The sequence below is a fragment of the Mesorhizobium sp. M0663 genome (assembly GCF_040320585.1).
Taxonomy (GTDB): Bacteria; Pseudomonadota; Alphaproteobacteria; order Rhizobiales; family Rhizobiaceae; genus Mesorhizobium.
This window is the reverse complement of record NZ_JAMYPX010000002.1, coordinates 554,418-569,413: the sequence shown is the minus strand read 5'-3', so window position 1 is coordinate 569,413 and position 14,996 is coordinate 554,418. Positions and strand designations below refer to the sequence as shown.

At 60.6% G+C, this 14,996-nt stretch carries 15 protein-coding genes; 4 read left to right on the top strand and 11 right to left on the bottom strand.

Going from position 1 to position 14,996, the window contains the following annotated elements; translation table 11 throughout:
- Nucleotides 1–29 precede the first annotated feature (29 nt).
- From NKI54_RS06170 to NKI54_RS06160, 3 genes are all read right to left on the bottom strand, one after another.
- Nucleotides 30–251 (bottom strand): hypothetical protein, encoded by a 222-nt coding sequence (locus tag NKI54_RS06170; protein ID WP_352579390.1) that lies wholly within the window; start codon nucleotides 249–251, stop codon nucleotides 30–32.
- Between the two features lie 3 nt (nucleotides 252–254).
- Nucleotides 255–3,458, bottom strand: a complete 3,204-nt coding sequence (locus tag NKI54_RS06165; protein WP_352690952.1) for an SGNH/GDSL hydrolase family protein — start codon at nucleotides 3,456–3,458, stop codon at nucleotides 255–257.
- A 155-nt stretch (nucleotides 3,459–3,613) separates the two neighbouring features.
- The gene (locus NKI54_RS06160; RefSeq protein WP_352690950.1) at nucleotides 3,614–3,988 is read right to left on the bottom strand and encodes a hypothetical protein; all 375 of its coding nucleotides are present in this window, start codon (nucleotides 3,986–3,988) and stop codon (nucleotides 3,614–3,616) included.
- 284 nt (nucleotides 3,989–4,272) lie between these two features.
- Between NKI54_RS06160 and NKI54_RS06155 the strand changes: the two genes are divergently transcribed.
- The 3 genes from NKI54_RS06155 to NKI54_RS06145 all read left to right on the top strand — a co-directional run bounded on the left by NKI54_RS06155 (nucleotide 4,273) and on the right by NKI54_RS06145 (nucleotide 6,727).
- Nucleotides 4,273–4,485 carry a KTSC domain-containing protein gene (locus NKI54_RS06155; RefSeq protein ID WP_352690949.1) on the top strand — a complete coding sequence of 71 codons (213 nt, stop codon included), beginning with the start codon at nucleotides 4,273–4,275 and terminating at the stop codon, nucleotides 4,483–4,485.
- Between the two features lie 111 nt (nucleotides 4,486–4,596).
- Nucleotides 4,597–5,433: an ATP-dependent DNA ligase gene (locus NKI54_RS06150; RefSeq protein ID WP_502898199.1), complete on the top strand. Its 837-nt coding sequence runs from the start codon at nucleotides 4,597–4,599 to the stop codon at nucleotides 5,431–5,433.
- 112 nt (nucleotides 5,434–5,545) lie between these two features.
- Nucleotides 5,546–6,727 carry a hypothetical protein gene (locus tag NKI54_RS06145; protein ID WP_352690948.1) on the top strand — a complete coding sequence of 394 codons (1,182 nt, stop codon included), beginning with the start codon at nucleotides 5,546–5,548 and terminating at the stop codon, nucleotides 6,725–6,727.
- Nucleotides 6,728–6,801: 74 nt separating this feature from the next.
- On the opposite strand, the gene NKI54_RS06140 is transcribed toward NKI54_RS06145, so the two are convergent.
- On the bottom strand, nucleotides 6,802–7,002 hold the full coding sequence (locus NKI54_RS06140; RefSeq protein WP_352690947.1) for a hypothetical protein: 201 nt from the start codon (nucleotides 7,000–7,002) through the stop codon (nucleotides 6,802–6,804).
- A gap of 83 nt (nucleotides 7,003–7,085) precedes the next feature.
- On the bottom strand, nucleotides 7,086–7,799 hold the full coding sequence (locus NKI54_RS06135; protein ID WP_352690946.1) for a hypothetical protein: 714 nt from the start codon (nucleotides 7,797–7,799) through the stop codon (nucleotides 7,086–7,088).
- A gap of 198 nt (nucleotides 7,800–7,997) precedes the next feature.
- Between NKI54_RS06135 and NKI54_RS06130 the strand changes: the two genes are divergently transcribed.
- Nucleotides 7,998–8,267: a hypothetical protein gene (locus NKI54_RS06130; protein WP_352690944.1), complete on the top strand. Its 270-nt coding sequence runs from the start codon at nucleotides 7,998–8,000 to the stop codon at nucleotides 8,265–8,267.
- A gap of 132 nt (nucleotides 8,268–8,399) precedes the next feature.
- Here NKI54_RS06130 and NKI54_RS06125 read toward each other — a convergent pair whose 3' ends face one another.
- The 6 genes from NKI54_RS06125 to NKI54_RS06100 form a co-directional block, all read right to left on the bottom strand.
- The gene (locus NKI54_RS06125) at nucleotides 8,400–9,458 is read right to left on the bottom strand and encodes a hypothetical protein (RefSeq protein ID WP_352690942.1); all 1,059 of its coding nucleotides are present in this window, start codon (nucleotides 9,456–9,458) and stop codon (nucleotides 8,400–8,402) included.
- A gap of 176 nt (nucleotides 9,459–9,634) precedes the next feature.
- A complete protein-coding gene (locus NKI54_RS06120; protein WP_352690940.1) occupies nucleotides 9,635–10,423 on the bottom strand; it encodes a hypothetical protein in 789 nt (262 codons plus the stop codon).
- Nucleotides 10,423–10,914: a hypothetical protein gene (locus NKI54_RS06115; RefSeq protein WP_352571271.1), complete on the bottom strand. Its 492-nt coding sequence runs from the start codon at nucleotides 10,912–10,914 to the stop codon at nucleotides 10,423–10,425. Before NKI54_RS06115 ends, NKI54_RS06120 begins: the two co-directional genes overlap by 1 nt.
- 2 nt (nucleotides 10,915–10,916) lie before the next feature.
- A complete protein-coding gene (locus NKI54_RS06110; protein ID WP_352571272.1) occupies nucleotides 10,917–11,585 on the bottom strand; it encodes a hypothetical protein in 669 nt (222 codons plus the stop codon).
- Between the two features lie 215 nt (nucleotides 11,586–11,800).
- Nucleotides 11,801–14,254: a phage tail protein gene (locus tag NKI54_RS06105; RefSeq protein WP_352690937.1), complete on the bottom strand. Its 2,454-nt coding sequence runs from the start codon at nucleotides 14,252–14,254 to the stop codon at nucleotides 11,801–11,803.
- Nucleotides 14,251–14,853: a phage connector family protein gene (locus NKI54_RS06100; RefSeq protein WP_352690935.1), complete on the bottom strand. Its 603-nt coding sequence runs from the start codon at nucleotides 14,851–14,853 to the stop codon at nucleotides 14,251–14,253. Before NKI54_RS06100 ends, NKI54_RS06105 begins: the two co-directional genes overlap by 4 nt.
- Nucleotides 14,854–14,996: the final 143 nt, after the last annotated feature.

Sequence of the window (14,996 nt, the reverse complement as noted above, 5' to 3'; positions counted from 1 at the left end):
CAATCCTCCAAGGATAGCCCCCGCCGACCTCATCCTGCCATTGCCTGCGAATGGCGTCCAGCGTCGACTACGGCGCCGCCTACCCAGACCTCGACGAGACCCTCAATGTCGCCGTCAGGAACCGGGATTTCGCGGCTGTGTGCCGGATCCTTCGGCTTTGCGACCATGATCATTGCGCCCACCACCAGCCATTCCTCGCCCTCCTCGAGCTCGGTGATGATTTCGCCCTTATGCTGAATAGCGAATGCCATTGCTTATCCCCTTTCCGCGACTTGTTCGATGAAGCGCAGCGCATTGCCGTCATGGCCGGCATCGTTGAAATGCAAGCCCTCTTGATAGTTTCCCGAATTGATGTAGTCGAAGCCGTCGATCGGGATGGTCAGCATATTGCGCGATCGATAGGTCTGACGGATTGCGCCAAGGGCGGCATCATAGGTCCGACCGCCCGTGTAGCTTGCATCCCATGCGGCTGACGGCCGCGTCGGCGGCATCACAAGGATACGCGGTGCAGCGGCCGCTTCCAACGTGTTGATGATTGTTGCGATGTTTGCCGATATCGTGGCCGGCGGCGTGCCAAAGCTGTCATTGATGCCGAGCGCCAGGATGGGCACGATCTTGCCGCCGGCGTAGCCGCATTGAGCGGCGGCCGATGTAAGACGCGCGGTGTTGAATGACGAGAAGGCATAGCTGCCGTGTGCCGCGCGCAAGGTGCGCAGGCGCGGACGCGAGCCGGCCGCCTTGACGCCAAGCCTGATGAGCCCGGTAATCTCGACAGGACCGCCGACAGCCGTAAGAGTGTAATTGCCGCTTGCCGCCTGCCCGGTGAGCGAAGGCCCCGAATACTGATCAAGCGCCAGGGCGCCCGCGCAGTTGACGGTTTTGTACGCCGCGCCGCCGTTGAAGACAAAGGCAAGCGACCCCTGGCCGGCGTCCTGAGTGTAGTGGACGTCGACCTGTTCATAGGTGCCGGTAAACGCCAAGGACGCGCCGGCGGCGAGGATGATGCTCTCGCCGATCGGCCCGCGCGACCCTGTCAACACGCTCCCGGCGACGGTGACGCCATAGAAAGTCGGAAGATAGGTAGAGCTTGGCCGCAAAGCAGTCATGCCCGGTTCATCGTCGGCAATGCCGATATTGGCAAAACGCGTAACCAGGTTGAACCAGTGTTTCGGCCCGTCGCTGGCAAGCGCCCAATGGCCGATGCTATCGGCGATCAGGCAGAGCACATCGTTGTTGGCGATGTGTTCGGCCATCGTCGCGCGAAAGCCGTCATAGAGATTTTGCAGCGACGGCCGGCGCGGAATGAAGAAGCGCTTACTGTTGACGGCCGGCTTGCCAGGTCCCCAAAAACCGTCGCCAGATGCGGGAATGGCCGTCAAGGCGAAATTTCCAGGCGGCACATAGGGATTGGGATGAGCGCTCGCCGCGGACGCAAACAGCGCGGTCGCATCGACGACGCCGTTCGGATCGGCGTCAGCCAGCAGGTTCATGCCGGTATTGCTGGCGCCGCCGGTCAAGGCCCGGTCGGCATCGGCGAGCAGACCGGTCTTGATCGTAAAGCGGACCTCGTACCGATGCTGGGCGGACGATGCTACGGTCGCGCCATTCGACAGCGCGCCTGATTTGATCCATGCCGGGATGCCTTGCGGGTTGACGTTGTTTTGAAATTTGTAGGCGCCACCGCTGATCGCCGGATATTTGCCGGCTGGGATTGGGATACCCAGCGGGATATGAGCGACCCCGTTGACCAGCGTCACCGTATATGTGCTTAGGACATTGACCACCAACCCGCCGAGATAGTCCACTACATGAATGAGCGCAGCGCCGGCGCCAGCGCCAGCGCCAACGTCGACCGCTGTAATATGGCCGTCGGCCGGCGCTGGCGTCTGCATGATGACGCTGTAGCTGCCCGGAACGTCCGACCCCGTGTTGACCAGCGTCGGCCAGCCGATTTCCTGGCTAACGCCGACAGCGGAAACGAGACCGTTTGCTGTGGTATAGGCAGCACGCGCCTTGACGGCGACTTCGCCGGTGAAGGTCGCCTTCCACTGCGGACCATTTACAGCGCCTATAGTCTTGGCAGTGTGCGAGGCCGGAACCGCCGCCGTGAACCACTCGACTTCGCCGTTCGGAATTGCCCCGGCAGTGTAGTACCAGCTACCAGCGCCAGTGCGCTGGAGGCCCATGACGCTGCCGGCAGGCTTCAGGATCGAAAGCCCTGAAACAACAGACGACGGGCCGGCTGGAACGGACATTGTCTGGTCGGAAACCAGGCTAAGCGTCCCGTCGCCCTCGACGTGGGCAATAACGATGTGGGCTGTCCCCGGCACGATGCCAAATCCAAGCTCCAAGGTCGACAGATATTCATCGACCGTCGACAGCGATCCAGGCCAAAAATAGACGCTGTCGTTCGTAATCACCGTGCCGCCGACGGAACCCGTGATCGGAACGGGTCCGACGATCCTTGAGCTGATCAGGGCAATTTCCGCCGTTGCCGCCCGGACGCCCGTATCGGCTGCGACCGGTCCGGCCGTGACATTGTACAATCCCAACGAACCAGTCGAAACTTCGGTCCAGAAATACTCGCCGACATCGACATTCCTGCCCAGCACCGCCGCTGCGGCGGCGCCGGCGAGCCCTGCCGACGCCGCAAAACTGAACGTCGGCGCCACTGTGTAGGAGCCCGGCGCCGTGATCAGTATCTGCGTCAGCGCCCCGCCCGCCACGACGAAGCGGCCGGCAGCGCCCGAGCCAGTTCCGCCGGTAAACGCCAGGTCGAACGTGCCATTGGCGCCGCCCGAGCCTGGCGTGATCGCACCGTTGCCGGCGACGCCGAAGCCGATTGCCGCCGCCGTCGTCGGGAAAATGCCCTTGCCGTAGAGCGAAGCGTCGCGTGCGGCCTGGGCGCTGATGACGGCGGCCGCGGCGGCTACGGCATCGGAATTGGTCGCAGCCCGGTCGGCTGTGGTTTGTCCGGCATTCGCGGCGGAAGCGGCGGCACTGGCGGTTGCCTGGCCGGCGCTGGCTGCGGCAGCATCCTTCAGCGCCTGGGTTTCATCGCGCAGCGCTTCGACCTCATCGACCACGTCGGCGATGTCGGGCGGAACGGATGCGGCGACGGTGATGGCATCGGCGCCGACGGCCGGCTCGTCGGCCGTGAACTCGAACACACGGTCGGCATTGACCGATCCGATCTGGGTGTGGACCGTCGTGCCCTTCTGCAGGGTGCGCGTAGAACGGGCGTCGGCGGCGCGGAACCAGTCGCCTTCGCTCGCCGTGTAGATGCCGTTCTGCGTCGGGTCGGCCTGGTCCTTGACCAGCACGCGGTCGCCGATTTCGGTCGGCACGCCATCGATGGCCTGCAGGCCGTGCAGGAGGATGTCGGCCGTGGTTGCGAGGCGCACGGGTTCGCGTTCGCCGGTCAGGAGACGAACGGCGGCAGTTGCAGGTCGGGACATGAGGACTTGCTCCATAAAAAAAGCCCCGCATAAGCGAGGCTGGAAGGGGTTCGGTGCTGGTGTGGGAAAGCTAAGCTACGCGGCCGGACACCGCGCTATCTGGCGCAGCCGGCGATTTACATTTTTCAGACAGCGAGCGGCAACGCGGTCCAGGGCTACAGCAATCCGCCAATCAGCCTTCTTGTGCCGCCCATGGCCGCCAGCCCGCAGGCCATGCCGGCGCAGTCGGCGACCCAGTCGAGGACATCCATATCGCGCGCGATCAGCTGCACGCCCTGAAGCAGCTCGATCGCCGCGCCGGTGATGGCGAGGAGCACGACCAGCCTCGTCTTGTGTTCCGGCCAGCCGAGGCTTCCGAGCGCCGCCAGCACAGCGAACGCCGCGGCGTGGTTGAGCTTGTCATGGTGGAAGGTAAAGCCCATGTCCAACTCCTGCAGGAAGCGCACCGGCGAAAGCGCGAGCAGGAGGACGCCGGCCAAGGTGAGCAGAAAAACGATCCTTGCCATGGTCGGAAAAGTGTCTGTGCGCAACAGGTCAATCCTTCATCTGGAGCAGGGGGCGATCCAGAAGGCACCGCCAACTGACCGCCCGGCGGTTGGCAGGCCATAAGCCAGCATCGTGACCACAATCAGACCGCTGTCCCGATGGCGGCACCAAACCCCGGAGTGGCGTACTCACCGGTGATAGCAGCGCTGATCCGGTCGAGCCGGCTGCCGGGCCAAAGGTCGCTGTGGCGCCGAAGACTTAGAAAGCAGCTTTTAGGGAACGCGACCGTCTCCTTGATCATTGATAGCTTTTTAGTCGGGCCGCCTTGATGCCATCGACGTCGATACGCAAGACGGAATACGATCCGGAGAACAGAACCCTTTCGGTGTGGTTCGTGGCCAGCGGCAAACAGTATAAGTTTGAGGACGTGCCGCCCGAGACGTATGCTGGGTTCAAAGCGGCCTTCGCCAAAGGCCGGTACTTTAACGATCACATTCGCAATCACTTCCGCTACCGGCTTGTCGCTATCGACGACGGGTGACGACCTTTGACGATCATCCCCCGTTCGAGGGATGCGTTCCGACATACCAAGACCTAGACCCTAGTCGTGACTAAGGGATCGACTGCCGGAGGTCTAGAGTTCATCCCTCCGATGATGCCTACTCTGGTAGCAAAGCCGCCCCAGGGCGGCGGATGGAGTCACGAGGTCAAGTTCGACGGCTACCGCTCCCAGATCATCATCGATGCCGGCCGCGCGCGAATCTTCACCCGGCGTGGCCTAGACTGGACACCGAAATACCGCGACCTGGCTGCGGCAGCCAAAGAGATGGACGTCCAGAACGCGATCATCGACGGCGAAATCATCGTCCTTAATGAGAATGGCCTCTCCGATTTTGCCGAACTGCGGAAAGCAATCACGCGTCGCCAGCATGATCTCTACTTCGTCGCCTTCGATCTCCTGCACCTCAACGGCCATGATCTTCGAGAGATGGCCTTGGAGGAGCGACGCGAAATGCTCGACGGGGTGATAGAGGCCGGTGGCCGTATTCAATTCAGCGAGGCGCTGCCAGGCGAGGCAAACGCGATCTATCATTTGGTAGACAAGGCCGGCCTAGAGGGCATGGTGTCGAAGCGAATAGACAGCAAGTATGTGAGCGGCCCGACCACCAACTGGCTGAAAACCAAGTGCTACACCATTGACGAATACGAATTGCTCGGCGTCGAACGCGAGCGCGGGAAACCGGCCTTTGCCCTGATGGCCGAGCCCGGCACGCGCAAATACGTCGGCAGCGCTTTCGTCAGCGTCAATCGCGAAATGCGCGAGCGGCTGTGGAAGCGGGTCCAGGAACATACCGGCCCACCGCCAAAGAACATGCCAAAGCGGCCGGCAACGCAATGGGTGAAGCCGGGGATCAAAGCTCGCGTCAAACATCTCAGGGGCGAGGAAGACCTTCGCCACGCTTCGCTGCAAGACTTCTGGGACGAATAGTAGGATGATGCTCCCTAACAGTCTGGATGCTCCCAACAAAAGCAGCAAAACGCCGACTCGCCACGGGCTCCTGCTATGATAGGCTTCCCCACGCGGAATGTTGGAGCCCCCCATGACCCTGGTTGTTCTTTTTGGAACCGGCGGCGGCATTATGTGTGCTGCCGACACTAGACTGACATCATCCGAATCCAGAGAAACCATTACGGAGCACGGCGTTAAGTTGGCGGTGGTACCGGTCCGGTGGACGATCAACGAACCTGGACTCGAGGAGGCCAAGAGCACTTCCTTCTACTCGCTCGGATTCGCTTTCGCTGGATCAACGCTGCTTGCAGGCAATACACACGCAATCGCTTCCACGTGTGCGCAAGTTCTTTTTACGGGAAATCCAAATGTGGCACCCAGCTCTGATCTCATTGCTCAGATCTACGCGCGCTCAGGTGAGCACGTAACGAAAGACGTTAACTCCCGACTTCACCCAGGCAGTCGCACTCTTTTTGAAGGCTTTTTATTCGGCTACTGTCCCGTCAAGCAGGCATTCCGGAATCACAGGATAACACCGGTTGAGGAGAACGGGGCTTTCTCGATGAAGGTGGAAAGTTTCGATGTGCTAGACGGCACTCTATTTGCCATCGGCAGCGGGACAAATGAGTTCACTCGTCTCTATGAAGAGCGCCAAGCAGCGGGCGACAGGGTGATCAACGTATTATACATACTGCAGCACATCATGAATTCTGGGAGCGTTCGCGATGTCGGTGGTTACCCGCAGATTGCGATTGCGGACAAGTCTGGCGTTCAACTTAAGCCGGTTCTTACACAGGATCCCGAAAACCTTGATCAGGCGATTCTGACTATAAACGGTTTCGATATTTCCAAGATTAGCAGCGACGAAGGCTTCTCATTTGGTTTGACAGCCCAGGGATTTGGTGTTGAGCGCATTCTCGCCAGGAACGCACTGAGGGCGAAAGGCATTGACCCGGACACAGGCCCAATCCCGCAATTCCTTCAGAATCTGGCCAGCTTCGAAGCGTATCTAGAGGAAGTCCATTTTAAAAAGCTGCCCGCCCGCCTTGATGACTCTTATACTTTGGCACCGCAGTTGCCCGAAAGGGGGGCATGGTACTTTGTCGGCCCATGCCGATGCGGTCGAAAAGTCCCTTATCTGCTGGACCCATCCAAAGGAAAAATGGGCAACCCATTTATCGGAAACGGATGCATCAAAACAATTTGCCTGGGATGCCGGCAACCGGTCGGCGCAGGAGCAAATGAGCTCTCCCCAGCCCAATGGATAGGATAACGCCCAGTGATTTTACGCGATACAGCGAGAGAGACCTGCGCCACGCCTCGCTGCAGGATTTCTGGTGCGAATAGCTACTGCTCAACCGGCAGCAGCGGCTGGTGCACTGGCTCGGCATGGTGAAACACCTGCCCGAGATCGCGCGCATCGAAATTCTGGCCGCAGACCGGGCAATAGATGAAATGCTTGGACTCGTCGTCGACCGGCCCGTCATGCGGCTTGCCCTTGTACCCGGTCGCTATGTTGTTGGTCCTGATGCGCTGCATTTGGCGCATCTGGCGCCCGCCTTGCAATCGTCAAGGCCTCTCTTGAGAGCGACACGGTATCCGTGAGTATGAAAGATGACAGGCGCTGATCGTCATGCGGAGGTAGTATCTGCTACCGGTGCGATACCAGCTTCTGGAGTGCCGGTTAGGGTTACGAAATTAGCCCCCATTTGCTGGAAGATAGCCACTTCCCCTCTAGAAATATAGATTGTCATACTATAAATGGCGCCCCCAAGCATAGTCAGATCTTCCAGAACAATTACATTATTTATTGCAGCAATATCTTTAAGAACGATTACATCACAGTTAAAAAAGCTTACGTGATTGATGGATGATCCACGCCCAGGCGTCGATTGTATCACCATAACCCCAGGACCCATTAGCTCGCAATCTATCAGACGCTTTCGTTTCACCCTGTTGGTTATAGGATTAGCCAGATCGCTCAACCTAATGCGCTTTTTTGTAAACTGATCCTCCAGCGGGTTGATGTTGTCCGCGTGTTCGATCCAGTCCTTCGTGCTTGTCGCGATGGCGTTCCGTTCCCTCGCCTTTGCTCGCTGCGCTTGAGCCAACGCAAGAACTAGATTTGTTCCCAAGGCTGCCGAAAGACCTATTGCACCAATACCCACGGGTCCGAGCTTGGCGGTCCAATCAGTGATTGCAGATAGGTACGTCATGCCCCCACCTGCGATGAAGAGGGCGGCAAGTCTCGGCCCAACCGCAGCGGCTGTATCATAGGCCCACTGCGCCAGCGCAACACCCGGCTCGATCCGAAGTAAACGCTGCAACGCGTTTCGTTTTGACATGGTATCACCCCCTAGAGGGTGACTCATATCAGAGCGGTCCTATCCTGTCGCAGGGATTGCCAAAATGTATAGTCACCTTTGGCGAGAGCGAACCAAATGAGAACAAATTTCGAGGGGTGCCGGAGAGGAAAATGTTCCTCATTTCTAAGCATGCCCGAACGACCTGAAAAGTGGCCGAGAGGCGCGCCATGGACGTTAATGCATGCCCACAATGCCGGGCAGGTCGCCCGCATTAGCTGCGGCCATTGCAACATCAAGCGTTTCTATAAGCCGCTGGAACTCCGGCAAGTGATCGGCAACGTCACCATTGATCAGGTACGGGCAAAGGTTCGTTGCGAAAAATGCGGCCGCAAAGAATATATGAGAGCGGAGTTGTTCCACCCTGTCGGGCAGGAATTGGAGACCATCCGCTTTCGGCGCTTGCTCGAGATCAGATGGGAGTGGCGCCTCGTATGGAGAGACGAATGATGGCTAGACGAGCCAGTCGACATGGCTGCTCGCTTAGGACAATGGCCAAGGAAACGAGCGCCGAATGGGCTGCAGCCAATCGGTGCCATCAGTGCCCGCGCAAGCGAGCGGCCAAACTCCTATTCAGGAATGCTACTTAGCACCCTCGAAAACGCAGGCGGCAGCATAGTAGTCGTGGTCTCCGTCATGTCCGTACCGAATGATGTCCGACTTTGTCGCGTTAGTGCAAAGCGCTTGCTTTATAGCGTCTGGAGACGCACTGGCACCAAATTCTGGCCCGCGTTGGCCCGGATTGTTCTTTCCGCTAAATCCGACCACTGGGACAACGCGAAGTGAATCGAATCGAGCCTTCCAACTTTCAACGTCATTCTGCAACGCTGTGGTCTTTTCTGTTTGAGCCTTTAGATTCTCCTCAAGGCTCGAAATGCGCGAGGTGGCATCGCTCGCAAGGTGAGCGGAATAAACCGTATCCTGCGTCATGTTGACCGAGAAGCTCGGCACGCTACTCACAATTAAAATGGATGCCGGGGAGTAGGTTAGGTTTCCAGACGGTTCTGCCAGTGGGTGGCGCTTACACACAATATTGACGTCTTCTTCGAAATGTATCCGGCCGTTGTCGCCCGTCAATGTGATCACAGGTGGAGCGCCAGCGCTTTCGTCAGGATTATTGGTCGTGCAGACTACACCCGGGGTTGCCACCACATCGTCCAGGTAGAATTTTATGCCCTTGGGAAATTCAACGTGAATAGACATACCATTCTGAGTCGACGAGTAAGTAAATTGCACCTTTGTCTTATTTAATATCTCCTCACATTCGTTCAGGCTTTTGAGTGCATCCGTTACAACAATCGATTTTCTCGAAGACATCGTTTCATTAGAATATCTGATATTAACATACTTTTCGCAAAACTTCGTTAGTGATTGTTCCTTTTCACCGCGTTGCGTGTTCCCGTCGATCGCCGCGTCACCACCCATTGAAAACTTTGTATTGAAATACTGATCCCTGACGTGGCCGTCACTTTTGCAAAATTGGTCGAAAAGGGAGTTGGAGGCTTCGTAATTTGAATCATCAAAACTTATATTCCTGACGTTGTCATGGTAAGCCAACACGCAGGCATCTGGTTCGGCGAAACTTGGCGAGCCGGTCCAAATCAATATGCACGTAGCTACAACGACAATATTTTTTCTCATAGTACTCCCTCCCGTTTGCTGTACTTTCTCGTTCGCCTGCGGTTCCAATTGGTAAGCGCCAGCTTCCACTACTTCGGTCCCGCTGTCCGTAGTATATCAGGAGAATCTAATGGACGATAGGCAGAACAGCGTTTTGAAGGCTCGTTGGCTTCTTGCTGTACTCCTCTCGGTTGTCCTCACGGTCGTTGTGGCCGGCCTCCGTGAGCCTGTCGGACCAACACGTGTCTATCGTCAGGCGTGAGATCAGCGAGACGGGCGTCAGCCGCCCCAGCCCCCAGCACCTCCGCAGCACCTTTCGGGTCCTTGGCGATCATCGCCTGGACGAGTGCCTTTGCCGTGTTGCTGCGCCAGGCAGCCTCTGCCGCTTGCCGGGCCACCGGGTTGCCCATCTTGCCGATCAGGTCGAGCCCGCTCTGCCTGATCGCCTCGAACGTGCCGCTGTCGTCCGGGTCGCCCTGCGCGATGGCGCTTGTGTAACCGTCCTCGACCTTGCTCCACTCGGCCTGCTCATAGTTCTGGCGCCGCGCGTGCTGCTGCGCGGCCATGCGCGCCGAGCCGGCGAGCCGCAGAGCCTGCTTTTGGGCGAGGAAATTGGCGCGTTCGCCCTCCGGCACTTTCGCCACGGTGTCGTCGAAGATCTGGTCGAACAGGCCGGGCTTGACGACGCCGTCGCTGCGCGGATCGAGCTGGCCATACATGAAGTCGTGCAGGCCGCCGCCGTCGGCCGGCGCGGTCTGCACCGCCACGGCCTCGGCGTGCGCTATGCGTGCGTTCAGTTCGCGGCCGATAATATCGGCGTCGAACGCATCCTGCTGCTGCTTCTGTTGCTTGAAGCGCTCGGCAATCGCCGACAGCTCGTCGCCAAAGCCTTGCATAGCGGCGTCCACCGGCGAGCCGTTGGGATAGGAGGCCACACTGCCGGTATCGAGCCGGCGCTGGGCAAGCTGGAGCGGGATGGTGGCCATCAGTAGAGGCCTCCACCCGGCGCCGGCGGGAAGGCGCTTCTGCCGAACGTCACCGCCTTGGCCGGGTCGTAGAGGCCGGAAAGGCCCGACACGAGACTGCCGCCCGCCTTGAAGATCGAGGCGCCCACTGCCTGCCTGCCGGAAAAGCGCGAAATCGCAGCCTGCGTGGCGAGACCGTTCTGGCGCAGCTGCGAGCCGTACTGGATCGCCTTGAGGTCGAGCTGGCCCTGCCTGGCATTGGCCGCCAGCACCTCGGTCGGCGAGCCTGCTATGGCGACGCCCGAAGCGCCGGCCTGGGCACGCGCCTGCGCCTGCCGCAGGTCCTGCTTATGGCGCTCCTGGCCCTGCTCGAAGGCCGAGCTTTGGGCGTCGGCCCGCGCCTGCTGTTCATAGGCTTTGGCCTGGTAGTCGGCCATTTGCTTCGACCGCTGGCCTTCCGCCAGCGCGCCGCCGACCGAAAGCGCCGTACCGATAAGAGCTAGTGTGCACATGGTCAGCCTCGTTCGCCGGCGGGAATGAATTTGCTTTTGATGCCGCCGACCGGCCCGCCGATCGCAGGGCGCCGGTCGAGCACGCCGCCGGGGCTGAGGAAGGACAAAAGCAGTCGGTCGGCCTGGATCGCCGGGCGGCTGAGACGCGATGGCGCGGCGGCGCTCGGGCCGGCCATGGCAGTGCGCCGGATGGTGGTCAGGTTGACCTTCAGCCCGACGGCGCCGTCGGCATCGAAAAGGCCGTTGGCGGCGATGACGGCGCGGCTCAAGGCATCGGCCGCGAACAGCTCCTGGCGCAGTTGCTCGATCAGCCAGTGGACCGTGCGCCAGCGCTCGCCGAGCGCCTCGGCCTTTGTCCTGACTTCGTCGCCGGGCGCAGGCGTGGCGACGGCAGCTTCGGCGGGGGGTTCGTCCAGGGGGGCGCCAACGCGGCGCTCGTCCGCGTCCTCGATGGTTTTCTCGATCAGCGCGATTTCAGCGTTGCAGTCGTCCAATGCGGCACGCGCCGCCGTCAAATTGCCGGCGCCGAAGATCGCGTGAAACTTTTCCGTTTCCAGTTCGGCCTTGCGGGCGATCGCATTGTTGAGGTCGGTGTCGAGCAAGGCGCGGATGGCAGCGAAATCGGCAGCCGTCCGCGCCCTGCCGAGGTCTTCGGGATGGGTTGGGGTCACGGGTGGGTTCCTTGGTTGGGGAAGCGATGGAAGACGGAGCGGGTGATCTCCCCCCTCGAGGGGGAGATGGCCGGTAGGCCAGAGGGGGTCGTCTCGCGTGGAGCGCCGGCGTTCTTCCCCCGCGATGGAGGCGATAGGAGGCCGCGTCAGGACGAACCGACCCCCTCTGTCGCCTTCGGCGACATCTCCCCCTCGAGGGGGGAGATCAGCAGTTTCTAAGGCTCGGCGTCGAACACCGGTGTCATCGCCCTGATCGTGCAGGGCGTTGGATTGACGTGGCGGATCTTCACCCGCCCCTGCCCTTCCCAGCTATCGTCGATCGGCACCTCGACATTGCCGGTGAACAATTTCGCCACGCCGTCGGGTGCAACCACGGACGGGATGCGAACCTGCTCCCAGCGGCCGCGGATGAACGACTGGACCTGAAGCCCGGTTGTGTCGGTTTCCAGCAGCGAAAGAATGAGCTTGGCCACCTTCTTGCGCCGCCCGACGATCGATCCGTCGCGGCCGCCGACATCGAGCTCCAGCGTGTTGGCTTCGGACTGGTAGCCGAGCCCGACCTGCCATTTGGCTGCCGTAGCCCCACCGGGCAGCGAGACCGCGCCAGCGGCCACAGCAAGGCCCTTGTAGACCTTGCCATCGGCCAGGACGTCGGCTGTTTCGCCGTTGAGATGATCAAGCCCTGAGACCGTGCCCACAGCGACGCCACCATAGGTCAGGCCGCAGTCGACTTCGAATGCATCGCCGATCCCGCCATACTCGAACGGCGCGGTCTTTATTTCGATATAGCGCCTGGTCACGCCGCCGATCGTGCGCTTGACGATCAGCCAGAGATCGTCGTTGCCGTCCTGGCCGGGCGTCACCACGGCGCTTTCGACAACGGCCCAGTTCGATCCTGCGAAGCTTCCGGCGATCTGGTGGATGTGCATGCCGCGAACGTCCTGCGACGGCTGGTGCGTGTAGCCGCCGAGCTCGCCATCCCCGAGCGGGAACCAGAGCAGCGGATCGGGGTCGGTCTGGAAGGCGAGTTCGACGACGCCTTTCTTGGGAATGTGCTCCGATATTTGACCGACATCGTCGGAGGTGAAGCGGCCGGTGGCGTTTTGCGTCAGCTCGGCGATGGATTTGCGGGAGCGGGTGACATAGAGGAACGACTGCCCCGCATCGACGGGACGCAGCGGGGCACAACCGAAAGTCCGCGACCGGCGGTTCTTGAACGAGGACGGCGTCAGCGCCTCGTCGATGCCGGAACCCGACAGCGCCCTCACCCCGCCAAGCGTTCCGATGATCAGCGCGCCGTCCGATTCCGCCACCCACGTAATGTCGTTGGCCTGACCGCCACCTGCCTGCACGAATTCCAGCGCGTCGGTGTCTTTCTCACCGGTGGCGAAGTTGTCGAAATCGCCGGTTTGCGAGGCATAGACCGAGAATTTTCGGCTGAACGCCAGGCGCTCCTCGTAAAGCGAACCGCTCTGCACATACTTGCCGGGCACGAACGTGCCGAGACGCCAGCGAATGATCGGGCTGAGATCGGGCAGAGCATGCCCGTACAACTGGACCGTGACCACCGTCGTGCTGGTCCGGCCAACGACCTTGGCCCAGCGCCAGAAGCCATCCGCGCCAAGCAGACGAATGGCACGGCCGACATCGCTGGTCTGGAAGCCGATGCCGTCGTTGATGCCGACGATCGAGGAGGCCGAAAGATCGAACGGCGTTTGCGACGGCGCGTATTCGTGCAGGGCAAGTTCGGCGATAGCGGTTCCGTCGCTGCCGCCACCTGAAAACAGCAGCTGATAATATTCGTAGGCAACCGTGTTGTTGAAGCCGTCGAAGAAACGGGTTTCCGACTTGGACCAGCCGGTCTCTCCGTCGCGGCTGTCGAGCGTCGTCCAGTCGGTGCCGTTGTGCGAGGCCTGGAATTGCCACTGGGTTGGCGATGCAGTGTCTGAGTGATCATTCGTCGCGGTAATCCAGTAGGCGTCGACTGTCTTGGCCCCGCCGCCGAACTGGTAGCGCAGATACCCGCTCGGAAAGCCCGCTATGTTCTCCCCCTTCTGCTTGTCGCCATCGAACACCTGCCACACGTCGGATGAGCCGTTGCTGTTGCTGACCGTGCCGCTTGGCAGCGTATTCGCGGCCATGACCGGCATGGCGTTGCCGGTTGCGGCCGGTGTCAACGTCGTGGCGGTGGTGTTGATCTTGTCGTAAGGGCCGTCGAGAAAGACGAAATCGGCCAGCGTCCAAGTCGTGTGCGCGGTGCGCGTCAGCACTTTGACCGGATGATCCTTGTGGGTGATCCACATCTGGTCTGCCGACTGGACGAATTGCAGGTCGAACAGATCGGCCTCGGGATAAGGCGAAACGACTTCGACCGTGCCGACACGCGCGCCATAGGCATAGACGCGGATGTAGAGATCGCCGAATTCGAGCGCATAGGCCTGATCGGCCGAGAAGATGAACGGTATCAGCCGTGTCGCCTTTGACGGAACCTTCACCTGCGCGCAAAAATACGTGCCGCCGCGTTTCCTGATGCCGCCATGCGGCAGCGTGACGAAATTCATGCATTTGGACAGCGCCGCCCGGTAAAGATCGAGCGAGGCGCGAGCATGCAAGCGGGGAGAAATCTCGCCGCGGATGAAAGCGTCCTGGATCGGATAGAGCGTGGTCATCGGCCGACGAACCGGCTGTCGCCGCGCTGGAAAGCCCAGGACGTCGTGGAAAATCTGCCGCCGCGCTGGATGGCATTGGCTGAATAGGCGGCGTCCAGCGCCCTGTCATAGGCGCTACGGGCGACGTCGATCATGCTGGCCTTGTGGGTCAAGGGATGGGCGATCTTGATGGCGAGCGCCGCCACCAGCACTTCGCTGAACAGCGCGTCCCAGTCGTTGGGGTCGGTCAGATTGGCGACATAGCGGATGACGCGCGGTCCGGCCTGATCCGAATAGATCAGCCCGGCCTCCTGCCGCCATGAGAGCGGAACGCCATCCGGCTCGCCATTCCCTGTCAGCGGCAAGGGCCGCAGGCAATCGGCGGGAAGCTCATAGGCGAAGTTCAGCGTGCCAGCGCCGCTGCCGGTGTCGAAGCCGGCGACCGAGGCCGCCAGGATGGCGAAGACAAAGGCGTGCTTGGTCAATTCGGCCTCGCGGGTCAGGTCGAAATGCAGATTGAGCAGGCGTGCCGCCTTGGCGTCCTGGTCGAAGCTTTCGATCGGCGCCTCGTCGAGCACGGCGAGCGCCATGTTGGCGATGTCGAGCGGGGTGATGGCCATGGCTCAGGCCTCCGGCTGTGTGGTTGGTCGGGGAAAACGGGGCATGGTGCCTCCACGGCAAAAAGCCGCTTCAAGGCGGCTGGGATTTCTTGTGATTTTGGCTTGGGCGGAACGTTGCACGTCTCGTGCATCGAACGTCACGA

What these genes read in the sequence shown, in the direction of transcription:
- NKI54_RS06150 (WP_502898199.1), top strand. Translation starts at nt 4,597, where the DNA reads ATGATGCCTACTCTGGTAGCAAAGCCGCCCCAGGGCGGCGGATGGAGT.
- NKI54_RS06140 (WP_352690947.1), bottom strand. Translation starts at nt 7,002, where the DNA reads ATGCGCCAAATGCAGCGCATCAGGACCAACAACATAGCGACCGGGTAC.
- NKI54_RS06120 (WP_352690940.1), bottom strand. Translation starts at nt 10,423, where the DNA reads ATGGCCACCATCCCGCTCCAGCTTGCCCAGCGCCGGCTCGATACCGGC.
- NKI54_RS06115 (WP_352571271.1), bottom strand. Translation starts at nt 10,914, where the DNA reads ATGTGCACACTAGCTCTTATCGGTACGGCGCTTTCGGTCGGCGGCGCG.
- NKI54_RS06145 (WP_352690948.1), top strand. Translation starts at nt 5,546, where the DNA reads ATGACCCTGGTTGTTCTTTTTGGAACCGGCGGCGGCATTATGTGTGCT.
- NKI54_RS06125 (WP_352690942.1), bottom strand. Translation starts at nt 9,458, where the DNA reads ATGAGAAAAAATATTGTCGTTGTAGCTACGTGCATATTGATTTGGACC.
- NKI54_RS06100 (WP_352690935.1), bottom strand. Translation starts at nt 14,853, where the DNA reads ATGGCCATCACCCCGCTCGACATCGCCAACATGGCGCTCGCCGTGCTC.
- NKI54_RS06105 (WP_352690937.1), bottom strand. Translation starts at nt 14,254, where the DNA reads ATGACCACGCTCTATCCGATCCAGGACGCTTTCATCCGCGGCGAGATT.
- NKI54_RS06165 (WP_352690952.1), bottom strand. Translation starts at nt 3,458, where the DNA reads ATGTCCCGACCTGCAACTGCCGCCGTTCGTCTCCTGACCGGCGAACGC.
- NKI54_RS06135 (WP_352690946.1), bottom strand. Translation starts at nt 7,799, where the DNA reads ATGTCAAAACGAAACGCGTTGCAGCGTTTACTTCGGATCGAGCCGGGT.
- NKI54_RS06130 (WP_352690944.1), top strand. Translation starts at nt 7,998, where the DNA reads ATGCATGCCCACAATGCCGGGCAGGTCGCCCGCATTAGCTGCGGCCAT.
- NKI54_RS06170 (WP_352579390.1), bottom strand. Translation starts at nt 251, where the DNA reads ATGGCATTCGCTATTCAGCATAAGGGCGAAATCATCACCGAGCTCGAG.
- NKI54_RS06155 (WP_352690949.1), top strand. Translation starts at nt 4,273, where the DNA reads ATGCCATCGACGTCGATACGCAAGACGGAATACGATCCGGAGAACAGA.